This window comes from Stieleria magnilauensis, from assembly GCA_007753675.1.
GTDB lineage: Bacteria > Planctomycetota > Planctomycetia > Pirellulales > Pirellulaceae > Stieleria > Stieleria magnilauensis.
Map to the genome: position 1 here is coordinate 4,077,607 of CP036432.1, position 22,358 is coordinate 4,099,964.

The 22,358-nt window shown below is 59.1% G+C and carries 17 protein-coding genes; 7 read left to right on the plus strand and 10 right to left on the minus strand.

The genetic code is table 11. The features are described 5' to 3' along the window. Window positions 1–176 precede the first annotated feature (176 nt). From TBK1r_RS14390 to TBK1r_RS14415, 6 genes are all read right to left on the minus strand, one after another. Window positions 177–1,088 (minus strand): alpha/beta hydrolase, encoded by a 912-nt coding sequence (locus tag TBK1r_RS14390; RefSeq protein WP_145211748.1) that lies wholly within the window; start codon window positions 1,086–1,088, stop codon window positions 177–179. A 44-nt stretch (window positions 1,089–1,132) separates the two neighbouring features. Continuing rightward, window positions 1,133–3,196: a hypothetical protein gene (locus TBK1r_RS14395; RefSeq protein ID WP_419581348.1), complete on the minus strand. Its 2,064-nt coding sequence runs from the start codon at window positions 3,194–3,196 to the stop codon at window positions 1,133–1,135. 129 nt (window positions 3,197–3,325) lie between these two features. After that, window positions 3,326–4,603 carry a valine--pyruvate transaminase gene (locus TBK1r_RS14400; RefSeq protein ID WP_145211754.1) on the minus strand — a complete coding sequence of 426 codons (1,278 nt, stop codon included), beginning with the start codon at window positions 4,601–4,603 and terminating at the stop codon, window positions 3,326–3,328. A gap of 4 nt (window positions 4,604–4,607) precedes the next feature. Beyond that, window positions 4,608–4,850 (minus strand): four helix bundle protein, encoded by a 243-nt coding sequence (locus tag TBK1r_RS14405; protein WP_419581349.1) that lies wholly within the window; start codon window positions 4,848–4,850, stop codon window positions 4,608–4,610. Between the two features lie 523 nt (window positions 4,851–5,373). After that, a complete protein-coding gene (locus tag TBK1r_RS14410; protein WP_419581562.1) occupies window positions 5,374–5,781 on the minus strand; it encodes a hypothetical protein in 408 nt (135 codons plus the stop codon). Between the two features lie 84 nt (window positions 5,782–5,865). Then, complete coding sequence (locus TBK1r_RS14415; protein ID WP_145211761.1) at window positions 5,866–6,639, minus strand: hypothetical protein; 774 nt, start codon at window positions 6,637–6,639, stop codon at window positions 5,866–5,868. A gap of 212 nt (window positions 6,640–6,851) precedes the next feature. On the opposite strand from TBK1r_RS14415, the gene TBK1r_RS14420 reads away from it, so the two are divergent. The 4 genes from TBK1r_RS14420 (at window position 6,852) to TBK1r_RS14435 (ending at window position 12,329) form a co-directional block, all read left to right on the plus strand. Beyond that, on the plus strand, window positions 6,852–7,535 hold the full coding sequence (locus tag TBK1r_RS14420; RefSeq protein ID WP_145211764.1) for an ABC transporter ATP-binding protein: 684 nt from the start codon (window positions 6,852–6,854) through the stop codon (window positions 7,533–7,535). Then, complete coding sequence (locus TBK1r_RS14425) at window positions 7,498–8,352, plus strand: ABC transporter permease (protein ID WP_473772509.1); 855 nt, start codon at window positions 7,498–7,500, stop codon at window positions 8,350–8,352. Before TBK1r_RS14420 ends, TBK1r_RS14425 begins: the two co-directional genes overlap by 38 nt. Further along, window positions 8,352–9,080, plus strand: a complete 729-nt coding sequence (locus TBK1r_RS14430; protein WP_145211767.1) for an RNA polymerase sigma factor — start codon at window positions 8,352–8,354, stop codon at window positions 9,078–9,080. The genes TBK1r_RS14425 and TBK1r_RS14430 overlap by 1 nt, the downstream gene beginning before the upstream one ends. A gap of 93 nt (window positions 9,081–9,173) precedes the next feature. Next, window positions 9,174–12,329: a protein kinase domain-containing protein gene (locus TBK1r_RS14435; protein WP_145211770.1), complete on the plus strand. Its 3,156-nt coding sequence runs from the start codon at window positions 9,174–9,176 to the stop codon at window positions 12,327–12,329. A 218-nt stretch (window positions 12,330–12,547) separates the two neighbouring features. On the opposite strand, the gene TBK1r_RS14440 is transcribed toward TBK1r_RS14435, so the two are convergent. Then, window positions 12,548–13,105: a hypothetical protein gene (locus tag TBK1r_RS14440; RefSeq protein ID WP_145211773.1), complete on the minus strand. Its 558-nt coding sequence runs from the start codon at window positions 13,103–13,105 to the stop codon at window positions 12,548–12,550. Between the two features lie 149 nt (window positions 13,106–13,254). Further along, window positions 13,255–14,895, minus strand: coding sequence for a C25 family cysteine peptidase (locus TBK1r_RS14445; RefSeq protein WP_419581350.1), 1,641 nt, complete (start codon window positions 14,893–14,895; stop codon window positions 13,255–13,257). A gap of 159 nt (window positions 14,896–15,054) precedes the next feature. Between TBK1r_RS14445 and pdxA the strand changes: the two genes are divergently transcribed. The 3 genes from pdxA to TBK1r_RS14460 all read left to right on the plus strand — a co-directional run bounded on the left by pdxA (window position 15,055) and on the right by TBK1r_RS14460 (window position 19,275). Continuing rightward, window positions 15,055–16,101: a 4-hydroxythreonine-4-phosphate dehydrogenase PdxA gene (pdxA, locus tag TBK1r_RS14450; protein ID WP_145211779.1), complete on the plus strand. Its 1,047-nt coding sequence runs from the start codon at window positions 15,055–15,057 to the stop codon at window positions 16,099–16,101. 13 nt (window positions 16,102–16,114) lie between these two features. Further along, entirely contained in the window at window positions 16,115–17,779 is a 1,665-nt protein-coding gene (locus TBK1r_RS14455; protein WP_419581351.1) for a DUF6798 domain-containing protein, read from the plus strand. A 260-nt stretch (window positions 17,780–18,039) separates the two neighbouring features. Beyond that, window positions 18,040–19,275 carry a hypothetical protein gene (locus tag TBK1r_RS14460; protein ID WP_145211782.1) on the plus strand — a complete coding sequence of 412 codons (1,236 nt, stop codon included), beginning with the start codon at window positions 18,040–18,042 and terminating at the stop codon, window positions 19,273–19,275. Between the two features lie 99 nt (window positions 19,276–19,374). Here TBK1r_RS14460 and TBK1r_RS14465 read toward each other — a convergent pair whose 3' ends face one another. Both TBK1r_RS14465 and TBK1r_RS14470 read right to left on the minus strand, forming a co-directional pair. Further along, window positions 19,375–20,511 carry a serine hydrolase domain-containing protein gene (locus tag TBK1r_RS14465; protein WP_419581352.1) on the minus strand — a complete coding sequence of 379 codons (1,137 nt, stop codon included), beginning with the start codon at window positions 20,509–20,511 and terminating at the stop codon, window positions 19,375–19,377. Window positions 20,512–20,721: 210 nt separating this feature from the next. Next, window positions 20,722–22,353, minus strand: a complete 1,632-nt coding sequence (locus tag TBK1r_RS14470; RefSeq protein ID WP_419581353.1) for an FG-GAP repeat domain-containing protein — start codon at window positions 22,351–22,353, stop codon at window positions 20,722–20,724. Window positions 22,354–22,358: the final 5 nt, after the last annotated feature.

The window sequence follows — 22,358 nt, forward strand, 5'->3', positions numbered from 1 at the left end:
GCGCGAACCCACGGATTTCTGGCACCCTGTCATCCGTGGGTTCGCGCTGCCATCCGTGGGTTCCGTCGAGGGCCTGCGCCCAATATCGCCAACAATAGACGCCCCCTTGGTGCCGCACTCGCATACTCGTCGGGCCGAACTGATCGCGTTGATTTCGGACGACCGATTGAATCGACTCATCGCAAACGGCGTCCGATCTCCGCCGCCACTTGCTGTCCGACTTCCATCCCGGTGTCAAAGATTCCGGCGAAGTGCAAAAACGCGTGAAGCATGCCGTCGTGCTGTTGGTGTTGCACCTCCACGCCGCTGCGCTGCAACAGCTGGGCGTATCGGTTGCCTTCATCACGCAACACATCATATTCGGCCGTGATGACCAGCGCCGGAGGCAGATGCTCATGTGAGGCGGCTTGGCTGGGCGCCGCTTCGGAAGCCCCCGCTTGCCCGTCCAAAAACTGGCTCCAGAACCATCGCATGTTCTCGCGTGTCAATCCGAAGCCGTCGGCAAAATCGCGATAGGATGGCGTTTCGAAATTCGGTTCGATCACTGGATAGAGCAACACTTGCAGTGCGATCGGGAAATCCCCCTGGTCGCGCGACCTGATCGCAACCGACGCGGCCAGGTGGCCTCCGGCGCTGTCGCCGGCGACGGCCAACCGTGACGCGTCCACGTTCAATCGAGCCGCGTTTTGCACGACGTATTCGGTCGCCCGGTAACAATCGTCGATCGGCCCCGGAAATGCATTCTCCGGCGACAATCCATAATCCACCGCGACAACCGCGCATCCCGACGCGTCGGCCAGTCGACGGCAAAATGCATCGTGTGTGTCCAGGTTGCCGAGCACCCATCCGCCGCCGTGAAAAAACATCGTCACGGGCACCGCCGTCGCGTGATTGGAATAGAGCCGCAGTCGCAGCCCACACGGCAAGGTGTGGTCTTCGACGCGAGCCAACTCGGGCGCGTCGCCACACATCTCTTCAAAGGTCAAGAAGACTTCTCGCGCCTTTTCGACGCCCAGTTCTTCCCAACTCGGACGGTCTTCTTCAGCCAGGGTATCGACAAAGGCTTGGGCTTGGGGATGCAGCGGCATGGTTGATTTTGGCGGTCAGAAACGAGTGACAGAAGCGAGCGAAGCTACCAGGACTCGAGTCGCTTTTGCAGCGCTTCATACTCGGTGTCGGATTGTCCGCCGGATCCTATCAGACCGATTCGAAACGATTGAGCACCCTTGAGCAACGGCTGGATTCCCTTGTTGCCGCGACCGAATCCGAACACGACCATTCCGTCAGGTGATTGGAGTCCTTTGTCGGAGTTGCCCAGATGGGCGAATGTGTCGAGGGCGTCGTCGGGCGTTTGATGGACAAACGCAAGAACACGTGGTGTTTGCACGTCGCCCAGGTATGCCCAGCGGAATCGATCAAAGAGTTTGTCACCGGCAAAGTAGTCGCGTGGCGTTCGCGTCGGCGGCGTCACATCGGTGGCAAAGTATTGTGACTGGGGAGCCCATCGTCCCGCGATCGGGCCTTCATAGAGAAACCAGAACGGACGCTTCGGGTCATCGGTCTGAACCTGCAGATCCGCGTGTGTGGCGTGAAACGTCCACCGAAGCCGCCAGGTGCCGGTTTCGCTCGTCGTTTCAATGGTTCGCGGGTCAACTTGTTTGCTGGTCCCACGATCCCAACCGGGATGCCCAAATCCACCTTCATCCCCCTGAAACAACAGATTCGGCAACCCACGAAAGGACGATGCCGCCGAGGCCGGATAGCGATCCCAAGGTTCGTTCTTGAATCCGATCCAATCGTTGCCGTCGCGATCGATCAAACGCGACAGACCGCCGGATCGCTTGTCCAGCCAATAGGTCACACGCGGAGTGTCGATCACAAAATGATCTCGATCCTCGTAACGGCCCTGGTTAATCACGACCTCCGGCCGCGGCATCCGCACGGCGATCGCCGGTCCCGGCCAAAGCACCTCCAACATGTGGTGTTCCGTCTCGCTATGGATCGTGAACGTGTTGACGCCGTGCTTCAAAACGCTCGGCGGAAACGCCAGGATGTCATAATCATAGAAATGATTCTTGCCGCCGACGGGCAACGAATGATCGTTGATGCGAAGCGGTTCGTGGTGCCCGTCCCAGCCGTGCCAGGTCCGCAGGTGCAGCACGGCTTCGGTTGACGCGTGAATAGGGGCCGAGTCGGGAATCAAGAACGTGCACGACTTCGTTTTTCCCGCGCGGACCCCGAAGTCTTCTGGCACGTCTGCGGCCGCGAACAGCTGGACGCTGTGGTCGGGCCGATGCAACGAAAGCTGTTCGACCGGTTCGGTGACCGACCAATATCCGCGGGAGTCCTGGATCCGAGCGACGAGCGAAATGTTTCCCGGTGCTTGATCTGGCACCCACGCGGTTTGCCAACTCAAACGATAGGGCTGTTTCCAGATCGTGCCGACGTGATCACGAATCTCGTTGGCCTGACCGCGGACGAGCTGGAAATGGCTTTCGTGATAGCCGTTGAACTCGCCGTCGCCATCTTCATCATAGCCATCGTACGACGCCAACACGTCGATCCGTCCGACGCCCATGGCCGCATCGGCGACCACCTCGATTTGCGGGTTCTCTCCCAGCGTCTGGCCCCTTTGTGGGCTCACAATCCGACCGGAAATCCGATGGTTTTCGCCTTTGACGTCTTTGTCGTAATAAATGCGAACGACCATCGAATACAGCCCCCACTGTCCCCAGCCGAACCCTCCGTCTTCATCGCAATCGGCATCGAAGACGTTGACCCCTTCACGCAAGTCTTCCAGCGGTACGCCGACCGTCGGGTTGTCTTGAAAGAACACCTGCTCGGGGCGGATGCCATCGGGCAAACCTGTCAACTCGGGAACCGGAATCCAATCGTTGTCGTTGAACCGGATGCGTTTGTTGACCGTGCCGCGATGGCCACCCCAGCGATCCAACATCGCTTCGGCCCGAATCGCATGCTCAAGATCATCGATTCGAATTTCGATCCGCGCATTGGGCAGATGCGCTTTCGCACGCTCGAATTTCTCGACTGCCCGTTTGTCGGTGACACGCCAATCACGATCACCACCGTTGTGCGCCGCAAACTCGCGATACAGGTCCCCGGGCTGCGGACCACGTCCGTCGGCAACGGGAACGTGAATCAAGATCAGGGCGACGACCAAGACGATCGGTTTCATGGGGATCTCGCGATCGGCGGATAGGGAGAGACGCAGCGTGAATGATAGCTGATGGACCGCCATCTGATGCCACTGGGGATTGCCGCGCCCGCAAGCCGATCCCATGCTTCCATCGACCACGTCGACGCGCTACGTCACCTGCTGAGCAAACAACCGATTGATCTCATCCGCCAGGATTTCGATCCCGCGACGCAGAACGTGTTCCGAGGTGGTGAAGCTGATCCTCAGGCATTCGTTGCGGTGCGACCAATCATCATCCGGAAGCCCGAAGAAGAAGTAGTGGCCGGAAATCACCATGACGCCGCGTTTTTTCAGCCGCTGATAAAGCTCCGCCGACGAGATCGGCAGCCCCTCTAACCACAGCCACAGGAAAAAAGCGCCTTCGCTGCGATGGATCCGATACGGCACCGAGTCGTCGAGTGCCTCGACCAACCAATCGTGCGCATGCCGTGACCGCGTTTCATAGAACGGACGAATCACCTCGTGGCTGATCGAAATGATTTCACCGCTGTCGATCATCGGGCGAATCATCGCTTGCCCGACGTTGTTGTTGGCCAGCGAAGAGATCGCGTTCATCGATGCAATCCATTGGACCATTTCCTCGCTGGCGATCACGATCCCCGTCCGCGTCCCCGGCAGCCCCAGTTTGGAGAGACTGTAGGTCAGCACCATCGACGGCCTCCAGACCGGTGTGCTGTCGGTGAAGATCACGCCCGGAAACGGGTCGCCGTAGGCGTTGTCGACGATCAGCGGTATGTCGTTTTCCTCCGCCAGCTGGGCCAAATGTTCCAGTTCCGCATCGGAGACGACATTGGAGGAAGGGTTGGTCGGCCGAGAAAGACAGATCGCTGCGATCGAATCGTCGATTTCCAATGCGTCGAAATCGATCGCGTACTTGAACTCGTGGTCACCGATTTTTTCGATCAACGGATGCACGGCACGATACAGGTCGCTCGACGTCGCCAGATCGGCGTAACCGATGTACTCGGGCACGATCGGAAGTAGCACCTTACGCTGCGTCCCATCGTCAAACTTCCCCGCTAACGCATTGAGCAACAAGAAGAACGCCGTCTGTCCGCCGGCTGTGATGCAAATATTCTTGGCGGTGATCGGCCAGCCGAATTCGCGCTCAAACAGCTTGGCGACCGAATCGCGAAAGCCGGCATCGCCGCCGGGCGGTTGGTAGTCCCCGAGCACACTGGCGACCTGCCGCGGATCGTCGGCAAGTTCTTGGAACCGCGCCAGCCAACGCCGGTCGACCTCCGGAATGTGAGCCGGCTGACCGCCCCCAAGCATGCACAGATTCTCGTCGCCGGAGGCAAGTGTTTCGCCCAAGTCCTGCATCAATTCGCCGATTCCCGAATCCAGGGCCAAGCGGTTTCCGAACGTCGAAAGGGTATGTTTCATGAGTTCAATCAAGGTGTTTCGGCAACAAGGAGATCTCTGATGTCAAATCATCGAAGGCATCCATCCGTTCCATCGCCGCCAGCGTCGAGCGGACATCTCCGGCCGATCGCCTGGCGACGTCAATGTAATGGAGCAGCTCGGTTGCCGAACCCCTCAGAACACCTTCGGCGAAGTTATTGCTGACCCAGAGCGTTGCACGCCGGATTTGGTTCGCCAAATCGCCCTTACCGAAAAATCCCGGCCGCATCGTCCCATCCATCCCGAGCGTCTTCAGACCCGTCGCCGTTCTCAGTCCGGCGGGGTTTCAACTCGCCTGTTTGATGTCGTGTTTCAACGCTCGTTTGATCTCAAATCTGAAATCTGAAATCTGAAATCTGCTGACTCTAACGTTCTCTATGTATCGCGTTTCGCCGGACAGGCGAAGTCGGTTAGGCCCGGAGGGCCGGCAGAGTGAATGCCGGTGGCGTGAGCCACCGGAGATGGTTACACGGAATCTCTGAGGCCCAGCGGGCCGACACAATTCCCCAGCTTCAAGCAATACCCGCGGTTCGTGAAACCGATTGTGCCGGCCTTTCAGGCCTCCGTGATCGAGGTCTTTCCATTCCGGTGGCTGACGCCACCGGCAAGCATTGTGCCAGCCCTTCGGGCTTCATCGCGGGTAAACATAGAAAACGTTAGTGTCAGCAATTTTCAATTTTCCATTTTCAATTTTCAATTCGCCCCTTCTCGCCTCCCTCGGCCAACACAAACCCCCAACACGTTGCCTCGATTCAAGACGCTTTAAAACTCCGCACACAATCGCGACGAAACCGCACGTAGCCGATTGAAATCGTCAGCAAACAAAACACGGCGATCGTCACCGGATGGGCGCCGGCGTCTAGCAGTCGTGGTGTGTCGAGGAACCGGTCGCCGGAGAGCCAGCCGAGTGCGAGATAGATGCCGTTGGCCAGCAGGCAGAAATCGGCGACCAGCCACGCAGACGGCCGGCGAATCACGGCGGCGATCGCCAGCGGGATGAGCACGCCCAACAGCGGACCGCACCAAAGCGTGACCAGGGGATGCGGATCGGGGCCGTGCAAACTGTACGGCATCCGCCACGGCGCGAGATCCGCATCGACGAGCGTCGCGCCGCTCGCCCAGCCACCGATCAGATGCCCCAGCTCATGGGTGAACGTCATCACGATCCACGAGAGGAGCAATAGCCCGAGAAAGACGACGACGCGACCGCGCATGAACCGTGGCACAGTGGGACAACGCAACGGTTACTTGCCGTATTTTTCAATCAGCATCGTCAGGAACTTTTCCGATTGATCGTGAACATCACTGGTCGTGGAAATCACCAGGACATGATCAATCGCCATGGCGGTGGAGTTCCCACCAAGCACTTCCCAGGTGTCGGGAACGACGGTGGACGTCATGACTTTGATCACCAAGTCTGCTTTCTCAGCCAGGTTGTCCGGCAGCACATACATCGCCAAAATCAGGTTATCCTCGGCCGCCTCGACGGTCGTGATTTGCATCACTTCATCCTTGATCATGTACGTCAAATCCAAATCGCGGAGCATCAGTCGCAATGCCGCACGGAGGGTGACGTTCTTGAGATCGATGGTCACGGCCACATCGGCATCGAGACCAATTTCCTCCAGCGCCCGTTGGTCGATCACAATCGGAATCGAATGCTGCGCGGAGAGTGTTTGCATTGCTTCTTGCATTGGTGTTTCAATGAACGTGATCGATGTTTCATCGTTCAACGCCGCGTTGATCCGCTGCTCCGCTTCGTTGTGCATCCGCGCGTTGGGCGACTGGGGTTTGCGGCCTTCTGCCAACGCCTGCTTGGCTTTCTGTAACACGGCCCCGCGAACCGTCTTGGACTGGGCCGCTTTGGAAGGCTTTGCCGGTCGGGTATTGGGCTGTGGTGCAAACGGATCTGCCGGCTGGCCCGGTGAAGCACCGAACGGATCCGCCGACTGCGACCACGCAATCGAGCTAGAGAAAACAAACAACAACGCCGCCAACGTCGCCGGAAGAACGCGCATCAAAACACCTGCGAATCGAGAAGAGTGACAGAAGGGGACGGTCGGCCCCAGCGGGAATCCTCCCACGTCGACAAATCAGATGCAAGGAAAAACTTGGTCGGTCGCTGTCATCGGATCGATGGACGAATGTCGATGCCACGCTCTTTTGGCGGGCCAAAGATGGCTATCATAAGACCAACCCCATTGCAAATTAGCCTCGAGTCAAACGCCCCGTGACCGCCGACGTCCTGCTACAAGCCGTGAACCTGACGCGTCGAGTCGACGGCAAAACCTTGCTCGACGACATCACGCTGGATCTGGCCACCGGCGCGCGTCTCGGGCTGGTCGGCCCGACCGGCAGCGGAAAGTCGTTGTTGCTGCGAAGTCTGGCGTTGTTGGAACCGGTCGACTCGGGCGATTTGCTCTGGCAGCAGGCGCCGGTTGCGAACGACCAGGCGACGATTTATCGCAGCCAAGTCATCTATGTGCATCAGCGCGCCGCCGCATTCGAAGGAACGGTGGAAACCGTCTTGCGTCAGCCGTTTCAATTGAAAGCTCATCGCGATCGTCATTTTGATCGCGATTGGATCGTCGATCAATTGGCAACGGTCGCCCGCGACGCTACGTTTCTCGACCAACCTCACGAACAACTCTCCGGCGGCGAAGCACAGATCGTGGCCCTGTTGCGAGCGATTCAATTGTCACCTCGCGTGTTATTGCTGGACGAACCCACGTCGGCGTTGGATCGGCAATCGGCGCGTCATATCGAATCGATCGTGATGCGTTGGTATGACGACGCACCCGACTCGCGAGCGTACATTTGGGTCTCGCATGATCCCAGCCAGGCCGATCGCGTTTGTGATTCGTTGATCACCATGCATGCCGGTCAAATCCAAACCCGTCGAACCGCCCCGTGACAAAGCACGTTTTATGTCGCCGTACATCGAATTAACCAATCTCGAAGTCTGCTTGGCGGCGGTCTTGATCGTCATCAACGGTGTCGTCTCCATCGCGTTGCGATTACGTTTGGAAAAGACGCTGGCGATCGCGAGTGTTCGCACGGTCGTCCAACTGTCGCTGGTCGGCGTCGTGTTGTCGTGGGTGTTTCGCGTGGATCGTTGGTACGTCGTCCTGGCGATCGCGGCGGTGATGACGCTCATCGCCGGTTTTTCCGCCGCCGATCGCAGCAAACGAAAATTCCCTGGAATTCGCCTGATCGCCATCACCTCGGTTTGGTCGTGTGCGTGGATCTTGACCGGATACGTGCTGTTGTTCGTCTTTCAGGATTTACCGAAGTGGTACGAACCGCAGTATGCGATTCCGTTGTTGGGCATGGTGCTCGGCAACACGCTCAACGGGATTTCGGTGGGGCTGAGCACGTTGACCGAAACTCTGGTTCGATCTCGCGGACAAGTGGAAACGTTGATCGCGCTGGGCGCGACGCGTTGGGAAGCGGCGGGGGAGCCGATCCGCGAAGCGGTGCGGACGGGGATGATCCCGATCGTCAACTCGATGATGGTCGTCGGCGTGGTCAGTCTGCCGGGGATGATGACCGGCCAAGTGATCTCGGGCATGGATCCCGCCCAGGCGGTCCGCTACCAGATCGTGATCATGTTTCTGATCGCCGGCGCAACCGCACTCGGAACGGTCTCGGTCGTGTTGCTCTCGGTCAGACGTCTGTTCGATGCAAACCATCGATTTAAATTCGAACTGATTCGAATCGCGGGATCGTGATGAAGGATCCATTTAACAAACCGAGTTTTGAGACGACGCGTTGGAGCGTGGTCGTTTCGGCGGGGCAAGATGATTCCAAGTTAGCCCGTGATGCGATGGAGCAGCTTTGCCGTCGTTATTGGTTTCCCTTGTTCGCGTTCATTCGACGTCGAGGATACGGCGAGTGCGATGCGGAGGACTTGGTCCAAGCGTTTTTCGTCCGCGTGGTGGAGAAAGACGTGTTTGCCGCAGCAGACCAAGACCGCGGCCGGTTTCGCACCTTTCTACTCACTTCGCTCGAAAACTTTCTCTCCAACGAATATGCAAAAGCCACCGCGTTGCGTCGCGGAGGCGGCAATCCACGCCTGAGTTTGGATTTGCGAAACGCGGATGGGCAACGATCCCACTGGATCGCCGATGGCGGCCGCGCGGAAGACGAATACCATCGCCAATGGGCCATCGCCGCATTAGACGCGGCCTTGAAATCGGTTCAGACGGAATACGAGCGAGAGGGCAACGCCACGCTGTTCTCAGAACTTCGCCCCTATCTGTCAACCGACGGGGAACGGAAACCCTACGCGTTAGTCGCGGAAGCGTTGGGGATCTCGCCGACCAACGTCAAAGTTGCCGTGCATCGATTGCGAAAGAGATATCGTCGACAATTGGAATCGGAAATCGCGTCGACCGTCGAGTCGCCGGAACACATCGAAGATGAAATTCGGCAACTCTTTCAGGCGCTGGGGGGCTGAGTCCGCTGGAGAATTCTTTTTTCAGTTTTCTTGTAACCCCCCGCCGGCTTTCCGTTACCCCATGATGAGCAACACGACGTAACGGAAAAACCGATGAATTCAACTGAACGATGCCCAACCTGTGACGGTCCGCTCACTCCGACAACGGGCCAGCCGATGTGTCCGGCGTGCCTGATGCGCGGGGTGCTGGAGCCGACCGATTCGGAGCTGGCAAGCCGATTTTTATCCGAAACGCGTTCGCTGCCCGGCGACAAACACTTCGATTCCATGCAATCGGTCGGTGCGACCGCTCCGTTTGCCGACCTGGATCCCGGTGCTCGGATGGGAGACTACCGGATCGTCCGCCGGCTCGGACGTGGCGGGATGGGAGTGGTTTATGAAGCCGAGCACCTGCCGACATCCCGGCGTGTAGCGCTGAAGGTATTGGCCCAATCACTCGACCAGCCCGAAGCACGCGCACGATTCTTGCGCGAAGGCCGACTCGCCGCTTCGATCAATCACCCCAACAGCGTCTACGTCTACGGCACCGAAGAAATCGATGGCGTTCCGACGATCTCGATGGAATTGGTCGACGGTGGAACCCTCGCCGAGCACGTCAAGCGGATGGGACCGATGTCGATCCGCAGCGCCGTTGATGCCGTGATCCAAATCATCGATGGCCTTGCAGCTGCCGATGAGCGCGGAGTGCTGCACCGTGACGTCAAACCCTCCAACTGCTTCGTTGCCGCTGACGGAACGGTCAAAGTCGGCGACTTCGGCTTATCGATTTCGACCACCGGCGGACCGCTCAACACGATGTCAGAAGTCACGATCGAGGGGACGTTTCTGGGAACGCCCGCCTTCGCTTCCCCCGAACAGCTCCGCGGCGAACCGCTCGATCGCCGCAGCGACATCTATTCGGTCGGTGTCACGCTGTTCTACTTGCTGACCGGCGAAGTCCCGTTTGATGCCGACAACATGATCCATCTGTTGGCGACCGTGCTCGACAAGCCCGCACCCTCGGCGTCAACGATTCGTCGTGAGATTCCTGCGGAATTGAATGCAGTGATCGCCCGCTGTCTGCAGAAACCCCAGGGTGGGCGATTTGAAAACTACGATGCGCTCCGTGCGGCGTTGAAACCATTCAGTTCCCAGTCCCCGGTCGCAGCCTCGCTGGGTGATCGGACGCTGGCCGGTATTGTCGACGCGGCGATCTGTTGGTTTGTACTGGTACCGGTCAGTTTTATCAGCCAATACCGCGGCGACCTGGCAACGGATTTCGGGCCCACACAAAGCTTGGGAACGATCGCCTTGGGAGTGTTGATGGTCGGATTGACGATCGCCTACTACGCGGTCGCAGAATGGAAGTACGGATACACGATCGGTAAGAAACTGTTCAGTCTGCGTGTCACGGCCGAGGGCGACCGTCCGACCTTGTCGCAAACCATCGGCCGGGCATTTCTGTATCTCGGTGTTCCCATCATTCCATCGACGCTGTTCAACTTGTTTTATGTTTCGCATGACTCGACGGAGTTTGTCTTCGGCCCCGCCATGTTTGTGACCCTCCTGGTGGGCTGGTCTTACCTTATCCTCAAGTTTGGCCTGTTCGTGACTGCGCGTTCGAGAAACGGCTACGCGGCGATTCACGATCGCATGACGTCGACACGTGTTCTGCAACGGGTGCCAGACGTCAAACGGATCACGGCGGAACAGGACCAAGACGCAACAGAGCGTGACTCATTTAACTTCGATCCGAACGCGGCAACGATCGGCCCCTACCACAAATTGCAAACCGTATTGGAACTTGAAAACGAACAACTGATTCTTGGCTACGATGCCAGACTATTGCGACGGGTTTGGCTACATGTTCAGCCCATTGGCACCTCGATGGTTCCCGCGACGGTACGGAATTCCACGAGCCAGGCGACACTCCGCTGGCTGGGCGGACGCCGTAGCGAAACCGAGTGTTGGGACTGTTACGAAGCCCCCACAGGACAATCCCTGATCGGCCTGTTGAAGTCGGTCAGCTGTGCCCGAGCGATCCGTGTCATGCGACGTCTGGTCCAATTGCTGACGGAGGTGCCGAGGCCACCAGAAATTCCGGAATCAGGGGAGCAACGCGACACATCGCCTGACGTCGCGAAGCTGCCGACGCTGCGACAACTGTGGGTCACGGACTTGGACGAATTGAAGCGGTTGCCGTTCGAAATGTCCGCCGAGAGCGCCACGGTGAATGTCGGCGACGATGCAAACGTACCCGAGTCGTCGCAGCCTGATGCGGAACCGTTGCAGTTGATCCGTCGAGCCGCGTCGATTTGGCTCAGTGCAGACCATCGCCCGGCGTCGAACGATCGATCGTGGTCACTCAGTCAATACAATGCGATGCTTCAAGTCGCAGACGCCGACGAAGTTGGCAGCGCGACACAGATATTACACAGTGTTGATCCTGATCGCGGGCTGAAACTGCGTTCCCGTGTTCTGGGTGTGGTCGCCATCTCACTCGCCTTGCCGTTGATGACGGTGATGTTTGGTCTGTTCGCGGCGGTTCTCTACCAAAGTCAAAAAGACCGGTATCCCGAGATCGACCAGCTTCACGAAGTGGCACAGGTACTGGCGCGTGAAGAGCGATTGTTGACCGCAGAGCGTATCGATCGCGTGGTCGCGGTGCAGCGTCATGTGGCCGGAAATTTCGCTCACGTGATGGAGGATAAGGACGCGATGAATTCGATCTATGCCATCACACGGCTGACGCCAGCCGACCGCATGGCCATTGGTCGGGCGATCGATTCACAGCAACCGACCCCAGACGAAGTGCGCGAGGCGACCGCAGTTTATCAGGCGTTGCGACAAGACTGGCTGGACGACCCCGGCGATCAAGTCCAAATCACGTTTTCTTTCTGGACAGCGCTCGGTCCAGCCTACACGTGGCTGGAATTCATTTGGTTCCCCAGTCTGTTCACCGGCCTGCTGTTTCGTGGCGGCCTGCTGATACGAATGTTCGGCTTGGTGCTGGTCAATCGTCGAGGCAAACGAGCGTCGGGGTTGCGCGTGTTCATCCGCATGTTTTTCAGCGGCATTCTGGTGTTGGCAATCGCCATCGTCGGCGCAGCGTTTCATTTAACGCTGGCTTATTGGAGTCCTTCCTCGATCCAACTGGGCGTCATTGTTAGTCTGGTTGTGGTGGCCGCAACGATGGTCGTTGTTCCCATTTACCGAGGCAATCAGTGCCTGAGTGATCGTTTCGCCGGGACCTATTTTGTGGTGAAATAGAAATTGGAACACAAACCCGATGGCGCGACCGTGTAGACGCATGAACGCGGAAGCGTTCGCTATGTCAAGGCTGAAGAGGTACCCACCGATGGCAGGGCGAACCCACGGATTCCAAGCAGGATACGTTATCCGTGGGTTCGCACTGCCATCCGTGGGAGAAACTCTTGATGCATGAAGGCGGGTGGGGGCACAGTCGAAATCGATCGATGGGGCATCTCTCAATCAGGCCGCGACTGCTCCCTGGCAAGTTGGCGTCGCTTGGACAGGTACTGTTGGTTGGCCCGCTCGTACGTGTCGGCACGCGAATAGATCCGAAAAGCCATGAAGACGCCGAAGGCGATGAACAGGACTCCGAACAAGGGGAAGATACGAAAGACACCCGGTGCCCCCATGCGAGAGCCCGCGCCGGATATCCCCGTCGCCATGATCGTCCAGAACAGCCCGAAGACCGCCACCATCACGCCACCAGCCACCGCTCCCGTCTTGGTCGGCAGACTCTGATGGCCATGCTTGCCGGTCACCATGTGTGAGAGGCGTTCCTGCTGCCAACGGGAATCTAACTCCTTGATCTCGCTGGAGGATTTGATTTCGGCCACGTCTTTCGCGATCTGCGCGGTCGTTTCCTTCAGCTCATCCAAGACCGTCGTCGAATAGCTGTTGCCGACATGCTCGATCGCCAGTTTCGCTTCGCAAAACCCGCAGGTCGCGAAACGTGCCTTGGCGGGAACATCCAACGGAGCACCACAGTGATTGCAGTTGAGCGAGATAACTTTCATGGGCACATTGCGTGGGGAAAAGTGGGATAGGCTTTCAGGCTCGTCATATCCGAAGTGACCGGCTGGATATCCCACGGGTGGATTTGACAGGCTGGAAGCCTATCCCACTATTGAAGCACAGATCATGCGTCCGCGGGGCGCGCCGATGTTTATTGGCTGGCAGGGCGCACGAAGGTTTTTCCGCCTCCGGCGGCCCAGGTTTCCCTTCCCGCGACGTGGACTCGGATCGCGATCACCCCGCTGCGTTGCTGCTCAAGTGGGATCAAAAATGTTTTGGGTTGGCCCGCCGAAATCGGTTCCGCGACTCGGGCCAGGGTGATTTCGTTCGGGTCCGGTTTGGGCCGACCGGGGACCGTCTTGCGAGTCTCTCCCAAGGGGTGATCCAACATCACCACGCACTCGCCGTCGATCGGACTGGTCACGGTGACTTCGATCGGGGCGCCGAAATCGAATCCGGTCTCCGTCTCGACTTCAACGGCTGCGGGAGGATGCAGTTTCAACAGCGGGTCGCCCAGCAATCCGTACAGCGCCGCATGCTCGCTGCGTTCGTCGGCCAGTTTGGTGCCCGCCGGACTGACCAACGTCGCGACGGCATCGACCATCGTTCGCAGCGGACCTTTCTCCGTTGATTCGTCTTCCGATTCCATCCGCCGGATCGCGGCCAACCACGCGCTGCCCAAGCGATCGGCCGGTGGCAGCCCCTCGGCACCTTGGCCGTAGATCGAATCGATCAACCCCAACGTCAACGAAGCATTGCCGTACGGCATGGTCACTCGATTGCCGGCGATCACCGCGATCGGACCACACTGGTGCAACAGCAACTGCTCGGCAAAACTATCGACGCCGGCGTCGATGGCCCCGGTGAAACAGCACAGCAAGACTGCGATCGGTGCGTTGGCGGGATCGCATTTCAAGTTGCCGATCGAATTGCCATCGAGCACCGGGATGCCGGTCGGACCACTGGGGACGCTGTCGAGCCGATCGACCATGCCGTGCCCGGCGTAGACCCAGAACCGACAGCCTTGGGTATAACGCTCGGTCACCGACTCGGTAAATCGTTTACGGGGATAAAACAGATGACCGGGACTGCCGTAGGTCACACTGGTGCGAACCGGGATCGGTAGCGAAGCGGTCACCATCATGCGCGTGACCGACTCGATCGCCGAATCAGCCAACATGCCGAACCCACCGACCCCTCCGACCAATTGAACGCGCTGACGCCACAGCGAAAAGTTGCGACTGGCCTCGTAGGCCTTGATCCGCCGAATCAAGTCACGCAATTGATCCGGGGTATCGACCGGCAGCCGTCCGACCGACACATCGGCTTGGCCGTCGGAATCGATGTCGCTGTACGGATAGTCGGTCGCCATCGTCGGGGTGCTGCCGAACTTGGCGCTGACCGTGGTGGCGACATAATGCATCGGCACCTGCTTGCGTGTGTCCGCCGCCGAACCGATCACCGGCGCGTCACCGACCAGCAATAAAAATCGATCCGAGCCGATGGCGTTTTTCCGAATCGCCGACAACAATCCACCGGCGGTCGATTCGGAATCGATCACGCGCACGTGAATTCCCTGCGTGCGGCGATAGTCGATCCATTCTTCAAGCGGCTCGCGAAAGTCAGACGGGCACACCACCAGCGCGGTTTCGGCCGGTCGGGGGTCATCTGCTCGAGCAGGCGAGATCAGCGAGAACGCCACCGCGACCACACACGCTAGCGCCATCCATCGAAGTCGCCGCTGGAACGTCCCACCGATGATCGCGTCGTTTGATTTGACCGTTGGCCGCATCGACAATCCTGCCCTTTCCTTTCTGTAACGTTTGTGGGATAGGCGTCCCGCCTGTCAAACCAGACAATTCGACGATGACAACCGGGAAGCCGATACCACGCCACCGTGGTGCTCGTCGATCCGCTATCTCAACCAATTCCCCAAGAAAACGCTAGTCCAATGTCTGACCCGTCGTCACCTGGAGCCGCGTCCGTCCACCGCGACAAACCCCGTCTGGCCATCACCGTCGGCGACGCGGCGGGGGTCGGACCCGAACTCGCGTTGGCCTGTGCAGCAGAACCGTCGGTGCGCAGCCGCTGCGTTCCTATTCTAGTCGGCCCGGCGGCGATCCTGGGAAAGCTTGCGGCGATGCGCGGACTGGAGTTGCCCCCACTGACCACGATCGAACAACTGGCCGGTGCCGGGCCGTTTCCGCCGTCGGGGCTGGTCGACTGCGGGGACGTGCCGCCCGAAACGTTGGTCCCCGGCAAATTTTCGCGAGAAACCGGGCAGGCATCGTTTTCAGCGGTTGATCTGGCCATCGCAGAAACCTTGGCGGGGCGTTTCGACGCCATCGTGACCGGCCCGATTCAAAAAGAGGCCTGGCACGCTGCCGAGACGGGCTATTTGGGGCATACCGAATTGCTGGCCGATCGCACGCAAACAAAAGAGTTTTGCATGATGTTGTCCGGCCAAGCCTGTTCGACGGTGCTGGCGACCATCCACGTGCCCCTGGCCGACGTGGTCACCACGCTGACCGTTCCGCTGATCGCACGCGCCATCCGGCTGGGCGGATCGGCGATGGAAAAACGCTTCGGCCGGCCGCCCCGCATCACCGTGCTGGGGCTCAACCCCCACGCCGGTGAAAACGGATTATTGAGCCACGGCGAAGAAGACACCTTGATCCGCCCGGCGATCGAAAGGGTTCGACAGGAATGCGCATCCGAAAATCGAAATTGGCGGATCACCGGCCCGGTCCCGCCCGACACCGCGTTCACGCCGGCAATGCGAGCGGACACCGACGTCCATATCTGCATGTATCATGACCAGGGCTTGATTCCGCTGAAGGCGTTGTCGTTCGACGACGCGGTCAACATCACGCTGGGTTTGCCGATCGTGCGGACCAGCGTCGATCACGGCACCGCAATGGATCTCGCCTGGAAAGGAACGGCGAGTCCCAATAGCATGCGTTCGGCCATCGACCGCGCGATCGAGTTGTGTCGGTGAGGGCCGCGGGGCGATGAACACACGGTTAGAACGGTTGAACGTCGAGACATCAGCAAGCGACACGCCAGGGAATCATCGCCGCGCCGTTTGGATCGCGGTCGCAGAGGTCGCTGCGCTGCTGGGTCTGTTTTTTGTCTATGCCGGCGACCCTCCGCCCGCGGTCAATGAAGCCCATTATTTGGTCAAGGCCAAGAACTTTTGGGATCCCACGTTTTGCTCGCGCGACCTGTTCGCGGCATCGGGGAAGGCCCACACGACGTTCTACTGGACGTTCGGCGCGCTGACCCAAGTCGTCTCGCTCGGGACCACGGCTTGGATCGGACGTCTGGTCGGCTGGCTGATGCTGGCGATCGGATTGCGGCGATGTTGTCGCAGTTTCGGATTGCCCGCCTTCGCGTCGTTGGGCGTCGCAATCCTGTGGCTGGTCGGGATCGAACACGGGAACCTGGCCGGCGAGTGGGTCGTCGGCGGAATCGAAGCCAAGGTGCCGGCCTATGCCTTGGTGCTGATGGGCATCGCCGAGGTGGCGCGGCGGAACTGGTCGCGCGGCTGGATCTGGTTCGGCGCCGCATCGGCCTTTCACGTGCTGACCGGTGGCTGGGCCGTGATCGCCGCGACCGTCGCCTTTGTGGTGACCGAACGCTGGTTCAAACCATCCGATCAGCCGCCGATGCGATTCTTCAGCGTCGGGCTGTTCGTCGGCGGAGCCCTTTCGTTGTTCGGCTTGCTGCCGGCGATCAGTTTGACCCTCGGCGCGACGGCCGCGGAGAGTGTGGAGGCGGCCAGGATCTACAGCTACATGCGGATCCGACATCATCTGCTTCCCAGTGATTTTCCGATGCACTGGTTTGTCCGTCACGGTGTCTTGGCGGTCGGTTTGCTGACGTTGGCCTACGTTGGCCGCCCGACGACCGCACAACGACGGGTGATCTGGATCGGCATCGGCGCGCTGGGGATCGCCGGCTGCGGTTTAATCGTCGGCGCCCTTCCGGCGGTGATGCCGGATTTGGCGGCGAAGCTGTTGCGTTACTATTGGTTTCGGCTGAGTGATGCGATCGTGCCCCTGATCCTGGCGCTGTGGTTGATGCAGTTGCTGGCGTCGCGACAATCGCTGGAACCTGCCGCACTGACGCGTGGGGCCGCCCTGTTGGTGCTTCTGGTCGCGACCGGAATGTTTCTGGGATCGGCGTGGGAGCGGAATCGAATCGGCATCCCACCGTCGACCAGCCATCGTCTGTTGGGGGTCGACTTGAATGCCGACGCCGAACGCCAACAACGTTCGCATTCGGACTGGGTCGCCGTCTGTGACTGGGTACGTGTCGCCATGCCTCGCGACGAGATTTTTCTGACGCCCCGGCACCAGCAAACGTTCAAGTGGTATTCGTCCCGCGCGGAAGTTGCCAATTGGAAGGATGTGCCACAGGATGCCAAGTCGTTGCTTCAATGGAGAGACCGGTTTGACGACATTTTCCCCAAGCGAACCGGCGTGATCTCATTGAATTCCGTGCGGGTCCCGATCAGCTATGCGAAACTGCGGGCGTATCGCCAGCGGTACGGGGTGCGATTCATGATCGTCGACAACCGGGTTGCGACCAAACGGTTGCCGTTGGTCAAGATCTACCCGGTCAACGGTCAGCAAAACGAGACGTACAGCGTTTACGAGCTGCCCTACAACTGACGCGACGTAGTGGGCGATGAATGAATCCGATCGCCGCCGGTTGATGCTGTGAAGCAATTTTTAGCGGTAGGGCGCGAGCCCTCCGGTGTTTCGGCAACGATGAGGAACCGGAGGGCTCGCGCCCTGCCGCTAACACCTCGTCAAACACAGGGAACAAACACTTCGCAACGTAGACCGCCGGTGGGCAATCACCGCCGGTCAGCCGGATCGGTTATCCTGTGGACATCATCAACAACCTTCCGTTTTTTAGGAGTCCGGCAGTGCACGAGAGAGACCTGTCAAAAATCATCGCCCTGATGTTGCTGCTCGCCGTGTTTGCCGGATGCAGCAAGCCGGCGACGCAATCGAGCACCGCCCCCCAGCCGACGACACTGGAGGAGATCACAACGGATGACAGTTCGATCGTTTCCGATGTCAGCCCTGCCGAAGCCGAACAATTCGCGGCGGAGTGGCAGCTAGCGGTTGAGCAAAATGATGCCGCCAAGGCGACCCAATTGATCGACTGGACTTCGATTTTCGATCGGGCCCTGGAAGGATTTGATGTGGATCCCCGCTTTCGATCAGGCTTTCATCAGGGCGCCTCTCAAGCGGTCAAGAATCTGGTCGGCGTGGTTCACCAAAGTACCTTAAACGGTGGATCGTACCGCCTGGTCCGCACGGTGCAGCGTGGCGAAGCGCAGCATGTGGTGATGCGGCTATTGACCGATGACGGCGGCACCAACTACCACGATTTCCAACTGGCTCGCAAAAACGGCAAGGTCGTGGGAGAGCATTTCTTCATCGCGATGACTGGTGAATCGTTTGGCGATTCGCTTCGCACGAACGTCGCCGCCGTCATTCAAAGTCAGAACTCGGTCCTCTCGCGATTGTCGGGAACGGCCAAGACCGAGATGGAAAACCTGACCAAACAACAGGAGATGTCGACTGCGGTCCAGCAAGGTAACTATCAGCGGGCGTTGCAGATCTATGACGAATTGCCCGCCAAGATTCAACAGATGAAACTGCCGATGCTGTTTCGAGTCATGTCGCTGGCCGAGGGCGACTACGAGGTCTACGTCGACGCGATCAACGAGTATTCCGATCGATTTCCCAACGACGCCTGCTTGGGGCTGATCACCCTGGACGCGGCGGGAATCAACGAAGATGAAGCGCTGTTGCTGAAGTCCTACGATTCGATCCAAAAGTGGACCGGCGGCGATCCCTATTTGACGACGTTGGTCGCCGGCGTGCGAGCCACCTTCGGGGCGACCGAAGCGGCTCAAAAAATGATCGAAACGGTGGACGTCGACGCGCTCGGCTTGGCCGGCGCCCACGACTTTGCGTTGACCGTTTCCCTGGCGAGCGATGATCATGAATCCACGCTACACCATTTGGCGGCGTTACGCGATCAATACGGCTACGAGTTCACCGACCTGGCGACGGTCGAAGATTTTAAACGCTTTGCCGCCTCGCCGGTTTATCAGCAATGGCTGCAAGGTAACACGGCCGGAAAGTGAAGCCATTTCAGCGGGACGCGTCAGCGACCGGCGCGTGGTGTCTGCATCTCGCGCCACTGGCTGACGCCACGTGCTAATGGGACGTGCTAATGGGACGTGCTAATGGGAGTCGCCGGCGACCAGCGTGACGATCTCGCCGGCCAGATGATTCACGCTGCCCTTGCCGTCGGGATGCAGTCGCGAACTGAGGAAGATGAAAATCAGATCTTTCTCCGGATCGATCCACAGCACGGTGCCGGTGAAACCGCCGTGTCCAAACGCGCTGTCGGACAACGCCGTGCCGCGGTTGCTGGAATAAGGCGACTGATGATCCCAACCCAAGGTCCGGGTTCCGCGCGGGTTGTCGGCCGGAACGGGGTGCGGGGCGGTCATCCGTTCAAACGTCTCTCGCTCGATGACCGATGAATCCCCTTGCGAGGCGGCCAACAACTCTTGGCCGAACTTGACCAGATCGTTGGCCGTCGAAAACAGCCCCGCATGTCCCGCGACGCCGCCCAAACGCGAAGCCCGCGGATCGTGCACTTCGCCTTGCAGCCAACCGTCGGATTGTTTTTCCGTCGGCGCCGCACGTGCCTTCAAGTGCGAGGGCGGATTGAAGGTGGTCTCGTCCATCCCGATGGCGCCGAATACGTTTTCTTTGGCAAACCCATCCAACGGCTGACCGCTGACCTTTTCAACCAGCTTTCCCAGCACGATGAATCCGACATCCGAATAGGCAAACTTGGTTCCCGGATCCGATCGCAAGTTCAATTCACAGATCCGCCGCCACGCCGTTTCCGGTCCGTCTTGGTAGTCGGCCAAGGCGTTGTCGGGCGTCAGTCCGCTGACGTGCAGCAGACACTGCGCGACGGTAATGGTTTCTTTCTTGTGCCCCGTGAATTCTGGCAAGTACTGGGACACCGGGGCGTTGAGATCGATTTTGCCGCGTTGGGACAACAGCGAGATCGACGTCGCCGTGGCCACCGGTTTGGTGATCGAGGCGAGGTCAAACACCGTGTCGGCCGTCATCGGCAACGTGTCTGGTTCGACTTGGCGGTCACCGAACGTCTGGAGATACCGGATCTGGTTCTGATCGGCAAAGCAGACCACGGCACCGGGCAGATCCCCGTCTTGGATGGCCGCATCGATCAGAGACGAAATCTGGGCATGAAGTTCGGGGGCGGGATGCTGAGCGGTCGAGACGGCAGAACCGATCAGGCTGCTGAACAACAGAAAGTAGATCGAGATGCGTTTCACAGGGAATCCAACGTGCAGGCGGGCGGGACAAAACAAGGGCGGGCCAAACAATGTAACTCAACCAACCGCCCACCTCCATCGTTCTGCCACCCCATCTGCCTTCCCATCATTCTGCCTTCCCATCATTCTGCCTTCCCATCATTCTGCCTTCCCGGCATTCTGCCTTCTCATTTTCCTGCCTCCCATTTTCCTGCCACCCCACTATCAAACTCACTTCGACGTCCAAATCAGCAACTCCGGTTCACCGAGCACCGCTTGCACGTCCGTGCTCGCCGGGCGAAAGAAATTGCCGATGGCGAAGTCCAGTTTTTGATCTCCGTTGAAGTCGCCTTTGACGACCGACAGGTGATCATGCATCCGTCCGGGCAACCGTGACGGCGAGAACGAACCGTCGTCTTGTTGGGTCAACATGACGATCGGAGAGGCTCCCTTGGCGACCCAGTCTTTGGAAATGTGCGACCCCAGCAGCGCGACGGCGACCACGTCGGCGTCACCGTCGCCATCGAAGTCACCGGCGGTCGCGTTCAACACGCCCGGCATCAAACAGATCTGGTGTCGCTGCATCGGCAGCGGTCCGTCGTTTTCGAGCCACTGGACGGAGTGAAACGGTTTGGGGCCGCGATCGAAGGAATCGCCGTTGGTGTAGAGCACGTCCAAATCACCATCGCCATCCATATCCACCAATTCGATCCCGCTGGAACCATAGGCCGGATCCGGCGCCGCCCAGATCAACTCGTTTTCGAAATCGCCCTTGCCGTCGTTGCGAAACAGTTCGACACGCTCGTGTTCCTGGCTGATCAGCGAAACAAAGTCGAGGTCGCCGTCGCCATCAAAGTCCACCAGCGGAACATGCACGGGCCCATGGCGTGGGTCGATGTCACGTGTTTCGAACACCGGTATCCCGTCGTCGCCGAGGCCTTGATTGACCAGCATGAACGTCCGCCCGCTGTTTCTCCAACCGAAGGCGGCGACCAGCACATCGATGTCCCCGTCGCCGTCCAAATCTCCTGCACGGGCGTCGGAGGTGCGGCTGAGTCCATCGATCAGCACGTGCGTACGAAACGCTTCGCCGTCCTTGGATCGCTCCAGCCACAGCACCTGTCCCAAGTCACTGTCGTTGGCGTTGAACTCACCGATGTCAGCGACCAGCAGATCCACCAACCCGTCTTGATTCAAGTCACAGGGTTCGGTGTGGACCGGTTGCAACATCGTGCCCAAACGTCGGACTTCGCCTTCCGAATCGCTGGGCCAATAGGCGTTGACGGTTCCCGTTCCGATGTCACAGTACACCAAGGCATGACCGGGCTTGGAATCGAATCCCAGGTCGATCCAATTGACATTGGTGACGCCGGCTGCACGAACGCGTTGTCGCAGCACACCGGACTTGACGTGCGTCGGGGCCGCAGCGGGATAATTCAACGTGTCAGGCACCGGCATCCCCGAATCTTTGGGGGCCTGCATTTTAAAGTACCGCTCCACATCGGCTTCATCGGGAACGTCCAAGTCGGTGCGTCCGGACGTCCGATACAAATCGAAACCTTGGATGATCTCCATTTCCCATTCGTCTTCCGGTGAACTGGTCGGCCGGGGCATGGCGTGGCAATCACCACAAAACGCCTCGACCTTGGGTCCGACTCGATTCAAAAATGCGACATCTTTGGCAGACAGCTCACCCGACGAGGCATTCTCCGCCGTAGACACTTCGACTGCCGCGGTCGAATCATCGGCTTTTTTTGCACAACCGCCCCAAACCGGGACCAACATTACGACCAAAGCGGCGTATAGAAGCTCGAGGGACAGACCCCCGGTGCGACCGACGCGGCGTGTCGAATAATCTTTCATGTTCA

Bases quoted from the DNA above. Each gene is read 5' to 3' on its own strand.
- TBK1r_RS14390 (WP_145211748.1), bottom strand. From the start codon at position 1,088: ATGCCGCTGCATCCCCAAGCCCAAGCCTTTGTCGATACCCTGGCTGAA.
- TBK1r_RS14395 (WP_419581348.1), bottom strand. From the start codon at position 3,196: ATGAAACCGATCGTCTTGGTCGTCGCCCTGATCTTGATTCACGTTCCC.
- TBK1r_RS14400 (WP_145211754.1), bottom strand. From the start codon at position 4,603: ATGAAACATACCCTTTCGACGTTCGGAAACCGCTTGGCCCTGGATTCG.
- TBK1r_RS14405 (WP_419581349.1), bottom strand. From the start codon at position 4,850: ATGCGGCCGGGATTTTTCGGTAAGGGCGATTTGGCGAACCAAATCCGG.
- TBK1r_RS14410 (WP_419581562.1), bottom strand. From the start codon at position 5,781: ATGACGTTCACCCATGAGCTGGGGCATCTGATCGGTGGCTGGGCGAGC.
- TBK1r_RS14415 (WP_145211761.1), bottom strand. From the start codon at position 6,639: ATGCGCGTTCTTCCGGCGACGTTGGCGGCGTTGTTGTTTGTTTTCTCT.
- TBK1r_RS14425 (WP_473772509.1), top strand. From the start codon at position 7,498: ATGCCGGTCAAATCCAAACCCGTCGAACCGCCCCGTGACAAAGCACGT.
- TBK1r_RS14430 (WP_145211767.1), top strand. From the start codon at position 8,352: ATGAAGGATCCATTTAACAAACCGAGTTTTGAGACGACGCGTTGGAGC.
- TBK1r_RS14435 (WP_145211770.1), top strand. From the start codon at position 9,174: ATGAATTCAACTGAACGATGCCCAACCTGTGACGGTCCGCTCACTCCG.
- TBK1r_RS14440 (WP_145211773.1), bottom strand. From the start codon at position 13,105: ATGAAAGTTATCTCGCTCAACTGCAATCACTGTGGTGCTCCGTTGGAT.
- TBK1r_RS14445 (WP_419581350.1), bottom strand. From the start codon at position 14,895: ATGCGGCCAACGGTCAAATCAAACGACGCGATCATCGGTGGGACGTTC.
- pdxA (WP_145211779.1), top strand. From the start codon at position 15,055: ATGTCTGACCCGTCGTCACCTGGAGCCGCGTCCGTCCACCGCGACAAA.
- TBK1r_RS14455 (WP_419581351.1), top strand. From the start codon at position 16,115: ATGAACACACGGTTAGAACGGTTGAACGTCGAGACATCAGCAAGCGAC.
- TBK1r_RS14470 (WP_419581353.1), bottom strand. From the start codon at position 22,353: ATGAAAGATTATTCGACACGCCGCGTCGGTCGCACCGGGGGTCTGTCC.